This is a genomic window from Micromonospora sp. A200 (assembly GCF_029893845.1).
GTDB classification, from domain to species: domain Bacteria; phylum Actinomycetota; class Actinomycetes; order Mycobacteriales; family Micromonosporaceae; genus Micromonospora; species Micromonospora purpureochromogenes.
In genome coordinates this window covers 301,128-315,894 of record NZ_JARXXY010000001.1, presented here as the reverse complement: position 1 = coordinate 315,894, position 14,767 = coordinate 301,128, and the positions used below count along the sequence as shown (strand labels likewise).

The 14,767-nt window shown below is 75.3% G+C and carries 15 protein-coding genes and 1 pseudogene; 5 read left to right on the top strand and 11 right to left on the bottom strand.

The features are described 5' to 3' along the window. Positions 1–37 precede the first annotated feature (37 nt). Together M2302_RS01625 and M2302_RS01620 are read right to left on the bottom strand one after the other, a co-directional pair. Positions 38–607 (bottom strand): GNAT family protein, encoded by a 570-nt coding sequence (locus M2302_RS01625; RefSeq protein WP_280836187.1) that lies wholly within the window; start codon positions 605–607, stop codon positions 38–40. Next, positions 604–1,971, bottom strand: a complete 1,368-nt coding sequence (locus tag M2302_RS01620) for a cobyrinate a,c-diamide synthase (protein ID WP_280836243.1) — start codon at positions 1,969–1,971, stop codon at positions 604–606. The genes M2302_RS01625 and M2302_RS01620 overlap by 4 nt, the downstream gene beginning before the upstream one ends. Positions 1,972–2,144: 173 nt before the next feature. Here M2302_RS01620 and M2302_RS01615 point away from each other — a divergent pair, with 173 nt between their 5' ends. Together M2302_RS01615 and M2302_RS01610 are read left to right on the top strand one after the other, a co-directional pair. Further along, on the top strand, positions 2,145–2,960 hold the full coding sequence (locus M2302_RS01615) for an SURF1 family protein (RefSeq protein ID WP_280836186.1): 816 nt from the start codon (positions 2,145–2,147) through the stop codon (positions 2,958–2,960). Positions 2,961–3,046: 86 nt separating this feature from the next. Next, positions 3,047–3,874 (top strand): hypothetical protein, encoded by an 828-nt coding sequence (locus M2302_RS01610; RefSeq protein WP_280836185.1) that lies wholly within the window; start codon positions 3,047–3,049, stop codon positions 3,872–3,874. A gap of 18 nt (positions 3,875–3,892) precedes the next feature. Here M2302_RS01610 and M2302_RS01605 read toward each other — a convergent pair whose 3' ends face one another. The 4 genes from M2302_RS01605 to M2302_RS01590 all read right to left on the bottom strand — a co-directional run bounded on the left by M2302_RS01605 (position 3,893) and on the right by M2302_RS01590 (position 7,979). Further along, positions 3,893–5,476 (bottom strand): ATP-dependent DNA ligase, encoded by a 1,584-nt coding sequence (locus M2302_RS01605; RefSeq protein ID WP_280836184.1) that lies wholly within the window; start codon positions 5,474–5,476, stop codon positions 3,893–3,895. Between the two features lie 75 nt (positions 5,477–5,551). Next, positions 5,552–5,758 (bottom strand): hypothetical protein, encoded by a 207-nt coding sequence (locus tag M2302_RS01600; protein ID WP_280836183.1) that lies wholly within the window; start codon positions 5,756–5,758, stop codon positions 5,552–5,554. A 127-nt stretch (positions 5,759–5,885) separates the two neighbouring features. After that, positions 5,886–7,238 (bottom strand): dipeptidase, encoded by a 1,353-nt coding sequence (locus tag M2302_RS01595; RefSeq protein ID WP_280836242.1) that lies wholly within the window; start codon positions 7,236–7,238, stop codon positions 5,886–5,888. A 36-nt stretch (positions 7,239–7,274) separates the two neighbouring features. Beyond that, a complete protein-coding gene (locus M2302_RS01590) occupies positions 7,275–7,979 on the bottom strand; it encodes a hypothetical protein (protein ID WP_348529395.1) in 705 nt (234 codons plus the stop codon). Between the two features lie 264 nt (positions 7,980–8,243). Here M2302_RS01590 and M2302_RS01585 point away from each other — a divergent pair, with 264 nt between their 5' ends. After that, complete coding sequence (locus M2302_RS01585; RefSeq protein WP_154942725.1) at positions 8,244–8,645, top strand: rhodanese-like domain-containing protein; 402 nt, start codon at positions 8,244–8,246, stop codon at positions 8,643–8,645. A gap of 135 nt (positions 8,646–8,780) precedes the next feature. Here M2302_RS01585 and M2302_RS01580 read toward each other — a convergent pair whose 3' ends face one another. The 5 genes and pseudogenes from M2302_RS01580 to M2302_RS01560 all read right to left on the bottom strand — a co-directional run bounded on the left by M2302_RS01580 (position 8,781) and on the right by M2302_RS01560 (position 14,169). Then, positions 8,781–10,325: a cobyric acid synthase gene (locus M2302_RS01580; RefSeq protein WP_280836181.1), complete on the bottom strand. Its 1,545-nt coding sequence runs from the start codon at positions 10,323–10,325 to the stop codon at positions 8,781–8,783. Next, positions 10,322–11,335, bottom strand: coding sequence for a cobalamin biosynthesis protein (locus M2302_RS01575; protein ID WP_280836180.1), 1,014 nt, complete (start codon positions 11,333–11,335; stop codon positions 10,322–10,324). Before M2302_RS01575 ends, M2302_RS01580 begins: the two co-directional genes overlap by 4 nt. 443 nt (positions 11,336–11,778) lie before the next feature. Next, a pseudogene (locus M2302_RS01570) lies at positions 11,779–12,192 on the bottom strand (single-stranded DNA-binding protein); the annotation flags it as partial. A gap of 19 nt (positions 12,193–12,211) precedes the next feature. Beyond that, positions 12,212–13,645, bottom strand: coding sequence for a recombinase family protein (locus M2302_RS01565; RefSeq protein WP_280836179.1), 1,434 nt, complete (start codon positions 13,643–13,645; stop codon positions 12,212–12,214). Next, positions 13,645–14,169 (bottom strand): helix-turn-helix transcriptional regulator, encoded by a 525-nt coding sequence (locus M2302_RS01560; protein ID WP_280836178.1) that lies wholly within the window; start codon positions 14,167–14,169, stop codon positions 13,645–13,647. Before M2302_RS01560 ends, M2302_RS01565 begins: the two co-directional genes overlap by 1 nt. Positions 14,170–14,313: 144 nt before the next feature. Here M2302_RS01560 and M2302_RS01555 point away from each other — a divergent pair, with 144 nt between their 5' ends. Both M2302_RS01555 and M2302_RS01550 read left to right on the top strand, forming a co-directional pair. Further along, on the top strand, positions 14,314–14,571 hold the full coding sequence (locus M2302_RS01555) for a hypothetical protein (protein WP_280836177.1): 258 nt from the start codon (positions 14,314–14,316) through the stop codon (positions 14,569–14,571). Then, positions 14,568–14,765: a hypothetical protein gene (locus tag M2302_RS01550; RefSeq protein WP_280836176.1), complete on the top strand. Its 198-nt coding sequence runs from the start codon at positions 14,568–14,570 to the stop codon at positions 14,763–14,765. The genes M2302_RS01555 and M2302_RS01550 overlap by 4 nt, the downstream gene beginning before the upstream one ends. Positions 14,766–14,767: the final 2 nt, after the last annotated feature.

The following is a 14,767-nucleotide window of genomic DNA, read 5'->3' as shown; positions in this document are numbered from 1 at the left end:
GCGGGTCGCGGGCCGGCTGCGGTGACGGGTGGGGCGTTCAGTGCAGGTCGGCGGCGACCAGGGACCAGAGTTCCAGATCGACCCGGGCGCCCCGGACGAAGCCGGCGTTGCGCAGCAGGCCCTCGTAGCTGAAGCCGGCCTTCTCCGCGACCCGGCGCGACGCCACGTTGCCCGGGGCCACCCGCAGCTCGACCCGCTGGAAGCCGTGCTCCAGGATCAGCGCGATGGCCAGCGCGTCCACCGCCTCGGCGGCCAGCCCGAACCCACGGGCGTGCGGGGCGAGGGCGTACGACACCTCGGTGAGCCGGGCGCCCCAGTCCGTGCGCCGGGTCCACAGGCAGCCGACCACCCGGGCGTCCTCCCGGCGCACCACCGCGTAGTGGTCGCCGTCGCCGCTGTCGCGCCGCTGCCGGGCCAGATCCGTGCACCAGGCCGGCCCGTCGATCTGCCCGTTGGCGTCGGCCAGCGGCAGCCAGCGCTGGGTCTGCCGGTCGGCGAAGACCTCGTCGACCGCGCCGGCGTCCGTCGCCCGCAGCTGGCGCACCTCCGTACGCGGGGTGGAGACGGTCAGCGCCGGGAAGCGGCGGACGGCCACCTGCCCGATCACGCCGGTGCTCCGACGCCCTCGGCAATCCCGGCCGCCGACACCAGTCGGGTCGCGATGGCCGGGTCGGCCGCCCAGTGCAGGCCCAACTGCGACGCGTGCACGCCCCGCCAGACGAAGCCCTCGGGAGCGCCGCCCTCCCAGCTCCACGCCGGGCGCTCACCGGCCCGGGGCGTGAGCACCGCGCTGTGCTGCTTGTAGCCGACCACGGCCGCCCCGGCCTCGGCGACCACGCTGGCGGTGCGGGCGGTCGCCTCGCGGTAGCCGACGACCAGGCCGTCGCGGCTGGCGCCGATCGCATCCAGCACCCCGCACATCGGCCGGCCGTCCAGCTCGCGAGCCAGCCAGAGCAGGCCCGCCCCCTCGGCGAGCACCGGGCGGCCGGTTCGGGCCAGCTCGGCCACGGCGATGCAGAGCCGGCGGTTGGCGGAGAGTTCGGCGGCGGACGACTCGGGCAGGCCGGCGCCGACGACCAGCGCCCGGGTGCCGGCGGGCAGCGCCTCGTCGCGCAGCGGGTCGACGGTGACCACCTCGGCGCCCGCCGCGCGCAGCAGCTCGGCCGTCTCGGCGTAGCTGTAGCTGCCGCCCGGCCCACCGGCCAGCGCGACCAGCGGCCGGCTCTCGACCGGGGCGGCCGGCGACGGCGACCACGGCTCGACCGTCAGCGCGGGCGCGGAGCGGGCCAGCGCGAGCAGCCGGTCCAGCTCGACGGTGCCGGCCACCGCCTCGCCGAGGCGCCGCACCGCGCGGGTTGCCTCGGCGTCGCCGCCGACCACCGGCAGCACGCCGTGCCGCCGGGCCGGCAGCACCGGGGGCAGCTCGTGCCGGCGCAGCGCGCCGTAGACGGGGACGTCGACGTCGTCGAGCGCCTGCCGCAGCATCGCCTCGTGGCGCGGGGACGCGACCTGGGTGAGGATCACCCCGCCCAGCCAGAGCTGATCGTCGTAGGAGCGGAAGCCGTGCACCAGGGCGGCCACCGACTGCCCCATCGCCGCCACGTCCACCACCAGCACGACCGGGCTGCGCAGGGCGGTGGCCACGGCGGCGGTGGACTCCGCCTCGGGGCGCCCGGCGACCGAGTCGTACAGCCCCATGGTGCCCTGCACCACGGCCAGCTCGGCGCCGGCCGCGCCGTGCGCGAAGAGCGGACCGAGCCGGTCCGCGCCGACCAGCCTCGCGTCGAGGGTGCGCCCGGGTCGACCGGCGGCGAGGCCGAGGTACGCGGCGTCGACGTGGTCCGGGCCGACCTTGAAGCCGGCGACGGCCAGGCCCCGTTCGGCGAGGGCGGCGAGCAGCCCGATGGCCAGCGCGTTGGTGCCGTGTCCGGAGGACGGCGCGCTGAGCACGAGGCGCGGCACGGCGGTCATCATCGACTCCTCGCGGGCGACGGGTGGTGGCAGGCGGACGACCGGGAAGATCTCCGACCGGAGATCCGCTCGCGTGACCATACCCGCCCAGACCGACACGTGGCGGCCGCCGACCGGTCGGCGCACCGGGCCGTCGCGGTCGGTGGTCCCGGTCATACGGGTAGCCTCGTGGCGTGTACCGGTTCCTGCTGACCCCACGCTGGCTGGGCATCCTCGCGCTGACCCTGGTCGCCGCCGCGGTGATGGTGCTGCTGGGCAACTGGCAGCTGGACCGCTACGAGCAGCGCACCGCGGTCAACGAGCGCATCGACGCCGGTAGCCGGGGCACCTCCGCGCCATTGCGTGACGCGCTGCCCGCACCGACCGGCGGGGCGGGCTCGGTCGGCCCGGCCCCCGCCGAGCGGGTCGAGTGGAGCCGGGTCACCGCCATCGGCCGGTACGACGCCGCGAACGTGGTGCTGATCCGTGGCCGGACGGTCGACAGCAAGGTCGGATTCGAGGTGCTCGCCCCGCTGGTGCTGACCGACGGCACGGCCGTACTGGTCGACCGGGGCTGGGTCCCGCCCGCGCCGGGCGGCGCGATGGCCATGCCGCAGGTGCCCGCCCTGCCGACCGGCGAGGTGACGGTGGTGGGCCGGGTGCACCCCACCGAGTCCGGCGGGGCCGGCGTGGACCGGCGCGACGGTCGGCTGGAGACCCGCCGGGTCACCGTCGACAAGATCGCCCGCGAGCTGCCGTACCCGGTGCACGGGGCGTACCTGCTGCTGGACGAGCAGACCCCGGCGAACGACCCGGCGTTCCGCGCGGTACCGATCGGGCACGCCAACAACTGGCAGAACTTCGGCTACGTGATCCAGTGGTGGCTCTTCGCCGCGATGTCGCTCTTCGGCTACGGCTGGGTCGCCCGCCGGGAGGCCCGGCGGGCGGCGGGGCTGGACGCGCCGAAGGGCCCGGTCGACCGGGCAGCGGAACCGGCCACCCCGGCCTGACGGCGCGACCGCCGGTCGCCTCGGCCAGGACGAACCGGACAGTCGGGCGGGCCACGGGACAGCGGAGGACGTTGTAGGGTCCGCCCGTGATCAACGAGCCGGCCACCCCTGATCCCACCACCGCCCGGTCGGAGCCGGCGACGGCGGCGTACCCGGCCTACGACCCGTGGAGCGCCATGCCGCCCTCGGACACCCCGCCGGTCACCGCCCAGTTCTCCGCGCCGCCGGCACCGCACACCGCACCCACCGCGCAGTTCCCCGCGCCGCACCCCGCCGGCCTGACCGTGCCATACCCTGCCGGCTCGGCCGCGCCGTACGCCATGCCGCCGGCGGGACCCGTCGCACCCGTACCCCCGCAGTCGCCGCCGACCGCGCACCTGCCCGTGGCGCACTCCGCGCCGCCAGCGACGGCGCAGTTCTCCGCGCCGCCGGCCCACTTCTCGGCGCCGCCGGCGCCGTTCCCGGTGCCGGCCCAGTTTTCCGCGCCGCCGGCCCGGCCGGGGCCGCATCCGCCGGTGCCCGCGCCGGCGCTGCTGCCCGCCGGCTACCCACCGGCCCGGCCGGACCTGGTGGCGGTGCAGATCGGCGAGATCGTGGTCACCCCGCCGGTGATCCGGACACCGACCGGGGTGCTGCCGCTGGCCGGCGCCTCCTGGCAGGTGACGGACTTCTGGCAGAAGGAGGAGAAGATCGCCACCTGGGCACTGGTCTGCGCCATCGTGGGCTTCTTCTGCCTGACCTTCTTCAGCCTGCTCTTCCTGCTGGTCAAGGAGACCCGTCACCACGGCACGGTCCAGGTGACGGTCGTCAACGGCGCTCACCAGTACGTGGCCCGCATCCCGGTGCTGGACCAGGGCCAGGTGCAGCACATCAACAACCAGGTGAACTACGCCCGGTCGCTGTCGACGTTCTGATCCCGGCGGCGGCGCGGGTCAGCCGCCGGCCCGCCCGGCGTGGATCGCCCGGACCATGTCGATGGTGTCCGCCTCGGCGGCGGACTTGTCCTCGCGGTAGCGCACCACCCGGGCGAAGCGCAGCGCCATTCCGCCCGGGTAGCGGGAACTGGTCTGCACCCCGTCGAAGGCGATCTCGACCACCTGCTCGGGGCGGACCCGGACGACCCAGTCGCCGCGCTCGACCGCCAGCGACAGGAACCGCTCGGTCTGCCAGCGCAGCAGTTCGTCGGTGAGGCCCTTGAACGTCTTGCCGAGCATCACGAAGTCGCCGGTGCGCGGATCCCGCGCGCCGAGGTGCAGGTTGGAGAGCCAGCCCTGCCGCCGGCCGCTGCCCCACTCCACCGCCAGCACCACCAGGTCGAGGGTGTGCCGGGGCTTGACCTTCACCCAGGCCGCGCCGCGCCGGCCCGCGTCGTAGGGCGCGTCCGGCGCCTTCACCACGACGCCCTCCTGGCCGGCGTCGACGGCGGCGGCGAAGGCCACGCCGGCCCGCTCGACGTCCTCCACCTCCATCCGCCCGACCAGCAGCGACTCGTCGACGGCGCCGGCCAGCGCCGCCCACCGCTCCCGGCCGGGCCGGTCGATCAGGTCCTCGCCGTCGATGTGCAGCAGGTCGAAGAAGTACGGCGTCAGCACCGCCTCGCCGGTCGTCTCGGCGGCGGCGAGCACCGCCGGGGCGACCGGAGCGCCGCCGGTGGTGCTCGGCGTGGTGCGGCGGGCGGCCCGGCTGGAGGTCTGCTGGAACGGCAGCGGGCGGCCGGTGGCGTCCAGCCCGATGGCCTCGCCGTCGAGCACCAGCTCGCGGGCGGGGAGCGCGCGCACGGCGGCGACCACCTCGGGGACCCGGGCGGTGCACTCGTCGAGGCTGCGGGTGAAGACGGCGATGTCGTCGCCGGAGCGGTGCACCTGGATCCGGATGCCGTCGAGCTTGACGTCCACCACCGCCGGCACGCCGGTGGCGTCGAGCGCCGCGTCGACCGACGGGGCGCTCGACGCCAGCATCGGGGCGAGCGGTCGGCCGACCTGGAGCCCGAAATCGGCCAGCGCGGCGGCGCCCCCGGAGAGCGCGGCGACCGCCACCGCGCGCAGGTCGCCGGCGAGCAGCAGGGCCCGGCGGACGGCGGCGACCGGCACCTCGGCGGCCCGGGCGATGGCGTCGGCGAGCAGCCCCGCCTGGGCACCCTGGCGCAGCTCCCCGCTGAACAGCCCGACCAGCAGCCGCTGCTCGTCGGCGGTCGCGGCGGCGAAGAGCGCGCCCAGCAGCTCCCGCCGGCGGGCCTGCGAGCCGGGGCCGCTGACCGCCGCGATCCGGTCGACCGCCGCGTCCACGGCGGCCACGGTCAGCGATGGCTCGGCGGCGGGTGCCGGCAGGTCGCGCAGGGCGGCCCAGCCGACGCCGGTCTGCCGCTGGCGCAGCTCGCCGGCGAGGTAGCCGGAGCCGGCCGGCACCTCGGCCGGGTCGAGCGCCCGCAGCGCGGCGGCGAGCAGCTCCACCTTGGCCCGCCGGCCGCTGGTGGCGCCGACCGCCGCGGAGGTGGCTGCCAGGTCGAGGAACCGCACGGCCTCATCCTGCCAGCCACCCCCGACACCACCCGGGCATTGCCGTGCCCGGGCCGTCCTGATGGGCGGCGCGGGTCAGGCGGAGACGGGCTCCTCGATGCGCAGGCCCCGGGCCCGCACCTCGTCGGCGACCCGGGAGAGGACGCCGTCGAGGGCGACCAGCGCGGCCGAGAGCTCGCCGAGCTGTTCCTTGAGCGTGTCCTCGGGCCACGCGGAGACGTCGAGGTCCCCCAGAGCACTCACGGCGGCTTCGAGCCGTGCCATCACGTCGTTCGTACGCATGTTCGAAAGGCTATAACAGCCCCGCGCCCGACACACCGCAAACTCCGACATCGGCCCCGAAGTTACGGTTCCGTCACCAAGGGCCTGTGTCAAAGCCCCTGGCCGGCCGAGGACTTTGACTCAGGCCCTAACCGACCTGGCGCCCCGCCTCGGCGACCCGGGCCAGCAGCAGCGCCTCGGCCAGGCAGACCCGGGCGAACTCGCCCAGGTGCAGGCTCTCGTTCGGGCCGTGCGCCCGCGCGTGCGGGTCCTCGACGCCGGTGACCAGGATCGCCGCCTGCGGGAACATCTCCTGGAAGGTGGCGATGAACGGGATGGAGCCGCCGACGCCGATGTCCACCGGGTCGGTGCCGTCCCAGGCGGTACGGAAGGCGCCCCGGGCGGCGTCGAACATCGGCCCGGAGGCGTCGATGACGCAGGGGTCGCCGTCGTGCTCGAAGGTGACCGTCACCCGGGCGCCCCACGGCGCGTGCTTCTCCAGGTGGGCGCGGAGCGTGTCGTACGCCCGCTTCGGGTCGTCACCCGGCGCCAGCCGTACGCTCAGCTTGGCCTTGGCCGACGGGACCAGCGCGTTCGGCGCCTCGCCGGTGGCCGGGGCGTCGATGCCGAGCACCGCCAGCGCGGGCTTGGTCCAGAGCCGGTCGGTGATCCGGCCGGTGCCGAAGAGCGCGGCCCCCTCGACCAGCCCGGCCTCGGCGCGGAACCGGTCCTCCGGGTAGTCGACGCTGGCGCCCTCCCGCCCGACGAGGCCCTCGACGGCCACGTCACCGGCGTCGTCGTGCAGGGTGGCCAGCAGCCGGACCAGCGCGGTCAGCGCGTCCGGCACCGCGCCGCCGAACATGCCGCTGTGCACCGCGTGGTCGAGGGTGCGCACCTCGACGAAGCAGTTGACGATGCCCCGCAGCGAGGTGGTCAGCGCCGGCACGCCGATGTCCCAGTTGGTGGAGTCGGCGATCACGATCACGTCGGAGGCGATCTCGTCGCGGTGCTCGGCGAGCAGCCGCTCCAGGGAGTCGGAGCCGTACTCCTCCTCGCCCTCGATGAAGAGGACCACGCCGACCGGGAGCTGGTCGCCGAAGGCGCGCAGCGCCGCGACGTGCGCCATGATGCCGGCCTTGTCGTCGGCGGCGCCCCGGCCGTAGAGACGGCCGTCCCGCTCGACCGGCTCGAACGGGTCGGACTCCCAGAGCGACAGGTCGCCGACCGGCTGCACGTCGTGGTGGGCGTACAGCATGACGGTGGGCGCCCCGGGCGGCGCCGGCTTCGTCCCGATCACCGCCGGCTGGCCGCCGGAGCGCACGATCCGGGTGTCGAGGCCGCAGCCGCGCAGCAGCTCCGCGACGGCCTCGGCGGAACGCTCCACGTGCGAGTGGTCGAAGCCCTCGAAGGCGATGCCGGGGATGCGGACGAGTCGTTCCAGATCGGCACGGACACCGGGCAGTTCACGCTCGACGGCGGCCCGCACCTCGGACTCGGACATGATCGGTGTGGTCATGACCGGCATCGTATGCCGGCCTTACCTCGCCGCACCTCGCGAGGCCGCATCGCCGCAGCTCGCGGGGTGGCGCACGAGGTAGCGCGCGGCGTCGTGCGGCAGCGCCGGCGCACCGTCGACCACCAGGTCCGCGTGCGCGGCGGTGCGGTCGGCGGCGAAGTGCGCGCGCTCCCCGGCGTGCCAGCGGCGCAGCTCCGGCAGGATCTGCGGGCCGTCGCGGTCCAGCGCCCGGGCCCGCCGCAGCGGCGCCGGGGCGGTGACGAACACCGCGAGGCTCAGCTCGGGCCGGATCGCCGCCCGCGCCGCGCTCACCCCCTCCACCAGCAGCACCGGCGCGACCGGCACCGGCACCACCCGGGGCAGGAAGCTCCGCCGCACCCAGCTGTAGCGCTGGTACGCCCCGGGCCGCCCGGCCCGCAGTGGCGCCAGCACCCGCTCCTCCAGCCGGGACCAGAAGGTGAACTGGTCGTCCCACCCGTCGAGCAGGTCGTCGGTGTGCACCACCGGTGGCCGCTCGCCGCCGGGCAGCGCGGCGAGGGCGTCCGCGAGCCGCGCGGCGAACACGCTCTTGCCCGCGCCGCTCGGCCCGTCGACGGCCACCAGTCGGGTACGCCCCAACCGCGCCGGCCGGGCCAGCACCCGGCGGGCCACTGCCGCGTACGCCTCCACCACCGCCACCCGCGGCCGGCCGGGCTCCTCGCCGCCGTCCGCCCGGTCTCCCGGCACCCGGCCGGGCTCCGCGCCGCCGTCCGCCCGGTCTCCCGGCACCCGGCCGGGCTCCGCGCCGGCGTCCTCCCGGTCTTCTGTCACCCGGCCGACGCTAGCGCCGCCGAGAGCCGCGCGAACCCCCGGCCCGGTGGCCGTCTGACCTGGTGGCGCCGGGTAATCGCGGTGTTGTCCCCCGTGAGCCTGGTTCCGTCTTCCGCCCGGCCGTTTCGCCCGGCGGTCGCTCCGAGTGACCGGCATGATCTGGATGTGCTGCATGACGTGATGAGTCCGGGCGTGGACGCCCTGCTGGAACAGGCCCGTGCCGGGCTGCGCCGGCTGAGTCCGCAGGAGACGGTCGAGGCGGTGCGGGCCGGCGCCCTGCTGGTCGACACCCGTACCGAGTCGCAGCGCCGCGAGCAGGGCGAGCTGCCCGGCGCGGTCGTCATCGACCGGACGGTGCTGGAGTGGCGGCTGGACCCGGCGAGCGAGTGGCGCATCCCCGAGGCGACCGGATACGACCGGGAGATCGTCGTGGTGTGCCGGCAGGGCTACGCCTCCAGCCTCGCCGCGGCGAGCCTGCAGGCGCTGGGGCTGCGGAACGCGACCGACATGATCGGCGGGGTGCAGGCGTGGCGGGAGGCGGGACTGCCGTTCTCCGACGAGCCCGCCGACATCCGCCCGTGACCGGGCCGCGCCAGCCGGGCCGGGTCGCGCCCGCTCAGCGATGTCGGCGAGGTTGCGGTATCCCAGCGAACGGGATACCACCACATCCCGTAACCGGTGTCGATCAGGCGGCGGCGCGGCCGGTTTCCGGGCCGGTCAGGTCGCCGGCGGGGCCCCGGGCGGGATGAACGGCAGGTCGGCCGGCGCGCCGGTCTCGACCAGCCGCCACAGCGCGTCGGTGTCGAGGTGTTCCTCGACGAGGTCCCCGAGCAGGTCGAGCGAGCGCTCGCGGGCGGCGGCGAAGGCGGTGTCCGGCGCCACCCGGAAACCGTGCCGCCCGGCAGTCCGGGCCACCTCGGTGAGGAACCGGCGGCGGAACTCGTCGGACTCGAACGCGCCGTGCCAGTGGGTGCCGTACACCGCGCCGAGCCGCGCGCCCTCGCCGTCGCCGTCGGCGTACGTCAGGAGCGAGGGCAGGCCCGGGTCGGCGGTCGAGACGTACCCGTGGTGGATCTCGTAGCCGCGCACCGGGACGCCACCGGTGGCGGTGCCCACCGCCTGCCGGACGGTCTTGCGCCGGTCGAAGGTGATCTCGACGGGGAGCAGGCCCAGCCCGGGGACACTGCCCCGGCGGCTCTCCACCGGGTCGTGGATGGCCCGGCCGAGCATCTGGAAGCCGCCGCAGATGCCGAGCAGCGGCCGGCCGGCGGCGGCGTGCGCGGTGACGGCGTCGGCGAGGCCGGTCTCGCGCAGCCAGGCCAGGTCGGCGACGGTGGACTTGGAGCCGGGCAGGACGATCAGGTCGGCGGCGGCCAGTTCGGCGGGCTCGACGGTCAGCCGGACCCGCACGCCCGGCTCGGTGGCGAGCGCCTCGACGTCGGTGGCGTTGCTGATCCGGGGCAGCCGGACCACGGCGACGTCCAGCCAGTCGGTGCCGCGTGGCGCGGCCGGCCGGCCGAGCACCCGCCCGTACGCGAGGGAGTCCTCGGCGTCGAGCCAGAGGTCGAGGTGCCAGGGCAGCACCCCGTACGTCGGGCGGCCGGTGACCCCCCGCAGCATGTCCAGCCCCGGCCGGAGCAGCCCCAGGTCGCCCCGGAACTTGTTGATCACGAAGCCGGCGACCAGCGCCTGGTCGGCCGGGTCGAGCAGGGCGACGGTGCCGAACATCGAGGCGAACACCCCGCCCCGGTCGATGTCGCCGACGACGATGGTGGGCAGGCCGGCGTGCCGGGCCAGGCCCATGTTGACGTAGTCGCCGGCCCGCAGGTTGATCTCGGCCGGGCTGCCGGCGCCCTCGCAGATCACCACGTCGTACGCCTCGCGCAGCTCGGCCAGGGCCGCGTACGCGGTCTCGGCGAGCTTCGGCCGCAGCTCCCGGAAGTTGCCTGCGGTGACGGTGTCGACGGCCTCGCCGAGCAGCACCACCTGGCTGGCCAGGTCGCTGCCGGGCTTGAGCAGCACCGGGTTGAACCGCAGGTCGGGGGCGAGCCCGCAGGCCGCGGCCTGCATCGCCTGGGCGCGGCCGATCTCCCCGCCGCGGCCGTCGGGGCCGACGACCACCGCGGAGTTGTTGGACATGTTCTGCGCCTTGAACGGGGCCACGGCGACCCCCCGGCGGTGCAGCCAGCGGCAGATCCCGGCGGTGAGCACGCTCTTGCCGGCGTCGGAGGTGGTGCCGGCGACCAGCAGCCCGCCGCTCACCGTCCACTCCCCCGGCCGACGGCAGCCAGGCCGCGCAGCCCCCGCCGGCCCACCGCCGCCACCAGCCGCCCGCCGGTCAGGGGCCAGGCGGCCGCGATCACGAGCGCGGCCAGCCCGACGGCGCCGGAGATCCGGGCGGCCCGCCTGAGGTGTCGCGCCTCGGGGCGGGGACCGTCGCCGAGGAACGGCCGCACCTCGGAGCGACCGAAGTACACGTTGCGCCCGCCGAGCCGGACGCCGAGGGCACCGGCCATCGCCGCCTCGCACTGGCCGGCGTTGGGGCTGGGGTGGTCGTCGCGGTCGCGGCGCCAGACGTGCCAGGCGCTGGCCCGGTCGCCGTGGGCGGTCGGGGCGAGGGCGACGGTGAGCAGCCCGGTCAGCCGCGCCGGCACCAGGTTGAGCCCGTCGTCGAGGCGGGCGGAGGGGGTGCCGAAGCGGGCGTAGCGGGGCGAGCGGTGGCCGACCATGGCGTCGAGCGTGTTGGCCGCGCGGTAGCCCAGCAGGCCGGGCAGGCCGGCGACCGCTCCCCAGAGCAGCGGGGCGACCACCGCGTCGGAGGTGTTCTCGGCGACCGACTCGACGGTGGCCCGGGCCAGCTCGGACTCGTCGAGCGCGGACGGGTCCCGCCCGCAGAGGTGGCCCAGGCGGCGCCGGGCCGCCGGCAGGTCGCCGCCGCGCAGCGCGGACCCCATCACGCCGGCCTCGTGGCGCAGCGTGCGCCCGCCCAGCACCGTCCAGGTGCCGGCGGCCACGAGCAGGCCCCGCAGCACCGGGTGCCGCCGGGTCGCCACGGTGGCGGCGGCGCCGAGCAGCACCGGCGCGCCGACGGCGAGCGTGGTGAAGACGGCGCCGGCGGCCCGGTCGGGGCGGTAGACCCGACGTTCCAGGGCACCGGCTGCGCGGCCGTAGCCGGCCACCGGGTGCCAGCGACGCGGGTCGCCGAGCAGGGAGTCCAGGGCGTATCCCGCCACCAGCCCTGCCGCGTTCGCCACGGCGGTCGCCTGACGCACCTCGCACCACCTCCGGCCGGCCAGCCTAGCCGTACGGCGGGGTGACCGACGCCGTCGTCGCCACCCCGCCCCCGTCCGTACACCCCCGTCGGGCCGCAGCGGCGCCACCTGCGCAGCTCACCGCTCCGGCCCGCCCGGTCAGGCCGGCACCGGCACCCGGCCGCGCCCGCGCCGACCCCGTCCGGCCGGTGTGACGGCGGTCTCCTCCGGCGCGAGTCCAGCTCGCCCTCCCCGGCGCCCTGTTCGCCGTCCCCGGGCACCGGGGCGAGCTCGTCGCCGGACGCCGGAGCGTCGTCGCCCTCCTCGTCGAACGGGTCGGTCAGCTCCGCCAGGTCGGTGCCGGGCAGTTCGTGGCCGGCGCGGGGCACGGCGAAGCCGGAGAACTCGAAGTCCTCGTCGAACGGCCGGTCGTCCGGCGCGGCCGGCGCCTGCTCGTGCGGCACCGGCTCGGTCGGCTCGCCCTGCACCCGACCGGCCGCCTCGGCGTCCTCCACGGTGCTGGTGGCCATGGTCGGCTTGTTGCGCAGGAACCGGCCCCGCCCGCGGGACAGGTCGTGCCCGACGGCGACCGCCTCCAACTCGTAGACGGTGCGGTGGTTACCCGCGTCGTCGATCCAGTCGCGGGTGTAGAGGCGGCCGGCCACCACCACCGGGTCGCCGACCATCACCGAGGCCGCCACCCCCTCGGCCAGCTTGCGCCAGCAGTTCACCCGGACGCGGAGGCTGTTGCCGTCCACCCACCGGCCGCTGTCCCGGTCGAGCCGGCGGGCGGTCGAGGCGACCTTGAAGTTGGCGACCAGCGTGTTGCTCTGTGTGGTACGGCGCCACTCGGGTGCCGTCAGCACATTGCCGACGATCGTCGGAGATCACAAACAACTACCAGCGGAACAGCACGTCAACCCGGTCGGACTCCGGCTCACGCCACCGCGACGCCGGACGAATCACCACCCGATCCACCAGCGACCGCAACGCCTGACCCCGCTCCGCCGGCAGCATCTCCGGCCACAACCCCAACAGCGCATCCACCGCGTTCGCGGCCTCCACCGGATCCATTGGCGGCTGCACCGGGCCCATCCTCGCCAGCTCGGAGGCGGCCGTTCGCTCCGCCTCCCGCAGCTCGGACATCGCCTGCTGATACACCTCGGACGGTAGCGGGTCGAGGGCGTTCGTCTTCGCCAACCGGACCATGCCCGCGCGGGCGTCGGCGACCTGCCGCTCCAACACCGCCCGATCCGTCCGGCCCGCCGCCACTCGCGCCAGCCGGGCAGCCCTCGCGGCGTGGTCGGTGCGCAGCCGCGACGCGTACACCGCGACCTGGCGGAGCACCTCCGCCTCCACCCGTTCCAGCAGCGGACGGCCCACACCCTCGCAGACGCCGCCCTTCACATCCCCGCGACCCATGCCGCACACCAGCCGGTCACCCTGCCGCTGAAGCTTGTGACCGCTCGGGCACTCGACGAGCCCGACGAGGGACCAGGTGGGCGCCAGATGCCGCGGCGGGGTGCCGGCGTCGGCGGCCAGCCGGTCCTGCACCCGCCGCCACGTCACCTCATCAACCAAGGGCTCGTGCGTCCCGGGCAGCACCTCATCCCCGGCGACGACCTTGCCGAGGTAGACGGGATTACGCATGAACTTCTTGACGTTCGCCGTGACCATCGCCCGGCCACGCACCGCCGCCAGGTAGCTGGTGATCTCCCCGATCGGGTCACCGGCCGCGTACCGGCGGAACACCTCGGTCATCGCCGGGCCGACCACCGGGTCGGGCACCAGCTGCTTGTCCCGCTTCACATAGCCCAGCGGCTTGCCGTGGTGTTGGCCACGCTCCGCCCGCCGGGAGATCGCCCCCGCCCAGCTACGGCCAATCTCATCCGACCGGTACTCGGCGATGGCCAGCATGTTCGTCAGCATCAGCCGGCCCGCCGGTGTCGACGTGTCCACCTGCTCGGACGCGGACAGGATGGTCACACCCTGGTCGGCGAGCCACGCGAGGAAGACGAGGGACTCGCGGACGTTGCGACCCAGCCGCGACACGTCGTACACCGCCACGGCGTCGATCTGCCCAGCTAGGGCGAGACGCCGGATCTTGTCGATGCCTTCGCGGGAGAAGTGCCGGCCGGTGCGGTCAATGTCCTCGATGACCTCCACCTCGTGCAGCCCCGCCGGGGCGGTGGTCCGGCGGATCGCCGCCAACTGCACATCGGGGCTGTGGAAGTCGTCTCCCCCGCGGCCAGCGAGGGCGGAGACGCGAACGTAGGCGACAACCCGACCGGGGCTGTCTGGAGCCGGGGCGAGATGACGTTTGCGGGGCATCAGCTGGCGGCGCGGCCCTTGTCGTCGCCCCGCTCGGCCTGGTCGGCGAGGTCCGCCAGATGCTTCAGGGTCGCCCGGATCAGCGTCTTCTCCGCCTCGCTGACCGTGGGGTCCGCCAGCCTGCGCAGGATGATCCGCACGTCCGCGTCGAGCTGGTCACCGCCGGTCGTTGCCCCGCCGGCGGCGGCCAGGGCGTGGGCTTCGCTGTCGCCGAGCGCCTTCGCGATCTGCTTGACAGACGCGACGGTCACGCCGTCGCCCTTGATCCAACCGAAGATCGTGGACCGGTTCACGCCAGCCTCGCGGGCGAGCCTGGCCACGCTCCAGCCGGGTCGGCTGGTCATGCGTCGCAGATAGCCGGCCCAGTCCTCGGCGGGTGGGGATGCGTCGCCCATAGGCGCACGGTAGGCGCTGAGCCAGCGGCAGCGGTAATTCGGCGGGCGTTGCTCTTTGGCAACGGCGTCGGCCAGTCTTCGCCGCCGCTTGATCCTTGACGTACCAGCGTCGTTGATGCGCTGTGGCATGGGCTTAACCTCCCTCATGGTGTTGTCTACCGGCAACGGTAAGGCATCGAACCACCCGATGGGTACCTGTCCGTTCGGCTGAAACCGGCGAGTTTCCCCGCCGCTTATTGCGTTGGCTTTAGGCAACGGTCTACCGTGGCCTGCATGGAAGCGACGGCAAAGAGCAACGCAGAGTCGCCAAAGACCAACGGCATCCGATTGCGGGTCGAGGTCTACGACGCTCTCGCGGAGCGGAAGGGACTCCTCAAGGTGACCCAGCAGGCCAAGAAGCACGGCATCGGCCGCACGCACATGTCCCTGATTCGCGCCGGCCGCAAGGGAGTCAGCCTCCCGCTGGCGATGCGGATGGCCGCCGACCTGGACACCACCGTCGAGGCGCTGTTCGGCCGGGTGACGTCATGACGCACCCGCCGTCCGGCCCGTCTCAGCCGCCGCGCCCGTCCGGGCCCCGCGACCTGCCGCCGCCGCTCGACCCGAACAGCGACGCCGGCCGGGAGGCCGCCGAGGCGCTGTCCGAGGCGCTCGCCCAGATCCTGCCGAAGGTGCTGGCGCGGCGGAACAACGCCAGCAAGCGCCACGGCACCGACGCCGCCTGATC

Coding starts and splice junctions, on each gene's coding strand:
- M2302_RS01620 (WP_280836243.1), bottom strand. CDS start 1,971: ATGACCGCCGTGCCGCGCCTCGTGCTCAGCGCGCCGTCCTCCGGACAC.
- M2302_RS01600 (WP_280836183.1), bottom strand. CDS start 5,758: ATGCGTACGAACGACGTGATGGCACGGCTCGAAGCCGCCGTGAGTGCT.
- M2302_RS01595 (WP_280836242.1), bottom strand. CDS start 7,238: ATGTCCGAGTCCGAGGTGCGGGCCGCCGTCGAGCGTGAACTGCCCGGT.
- M2302_RS01585 (WP_154942725.1), top strand. CDS start 8,244: ATGAGTCCGGGCGTGGACGCCCTGCTGGAACAGGCCCGTGCCGGGCTG.
- M2302_RS01565 (WP_280836179.1), bottom strand. CDS start 13,645: ATGCCCCGCAAACGTCATCTCGCCCCGGCTCCAGACAGCCCCGGTCGG.
- M2302_RS01560 (WP_280836178.1), bottom strand. CDS start 14,169: ATGCCACAGCGCATCAACGACGCTGGTACGTCAAGGATCAAGCGGCGG.
- M2302_RS01555 (WP_280836177.1), top strand. CDS start 14,314: ATGGAAGCGACGGCAAAGAGCAACGCAGAGTCGCCAAAGACCAACGGC.
- M2302_RS01550 (WP_280836176.1), top strand. CDS start 14,568: ATGACGCACCCGCCGTCCGGCCCGTCTCAGCCGCCGCGCCCGTCCGGG.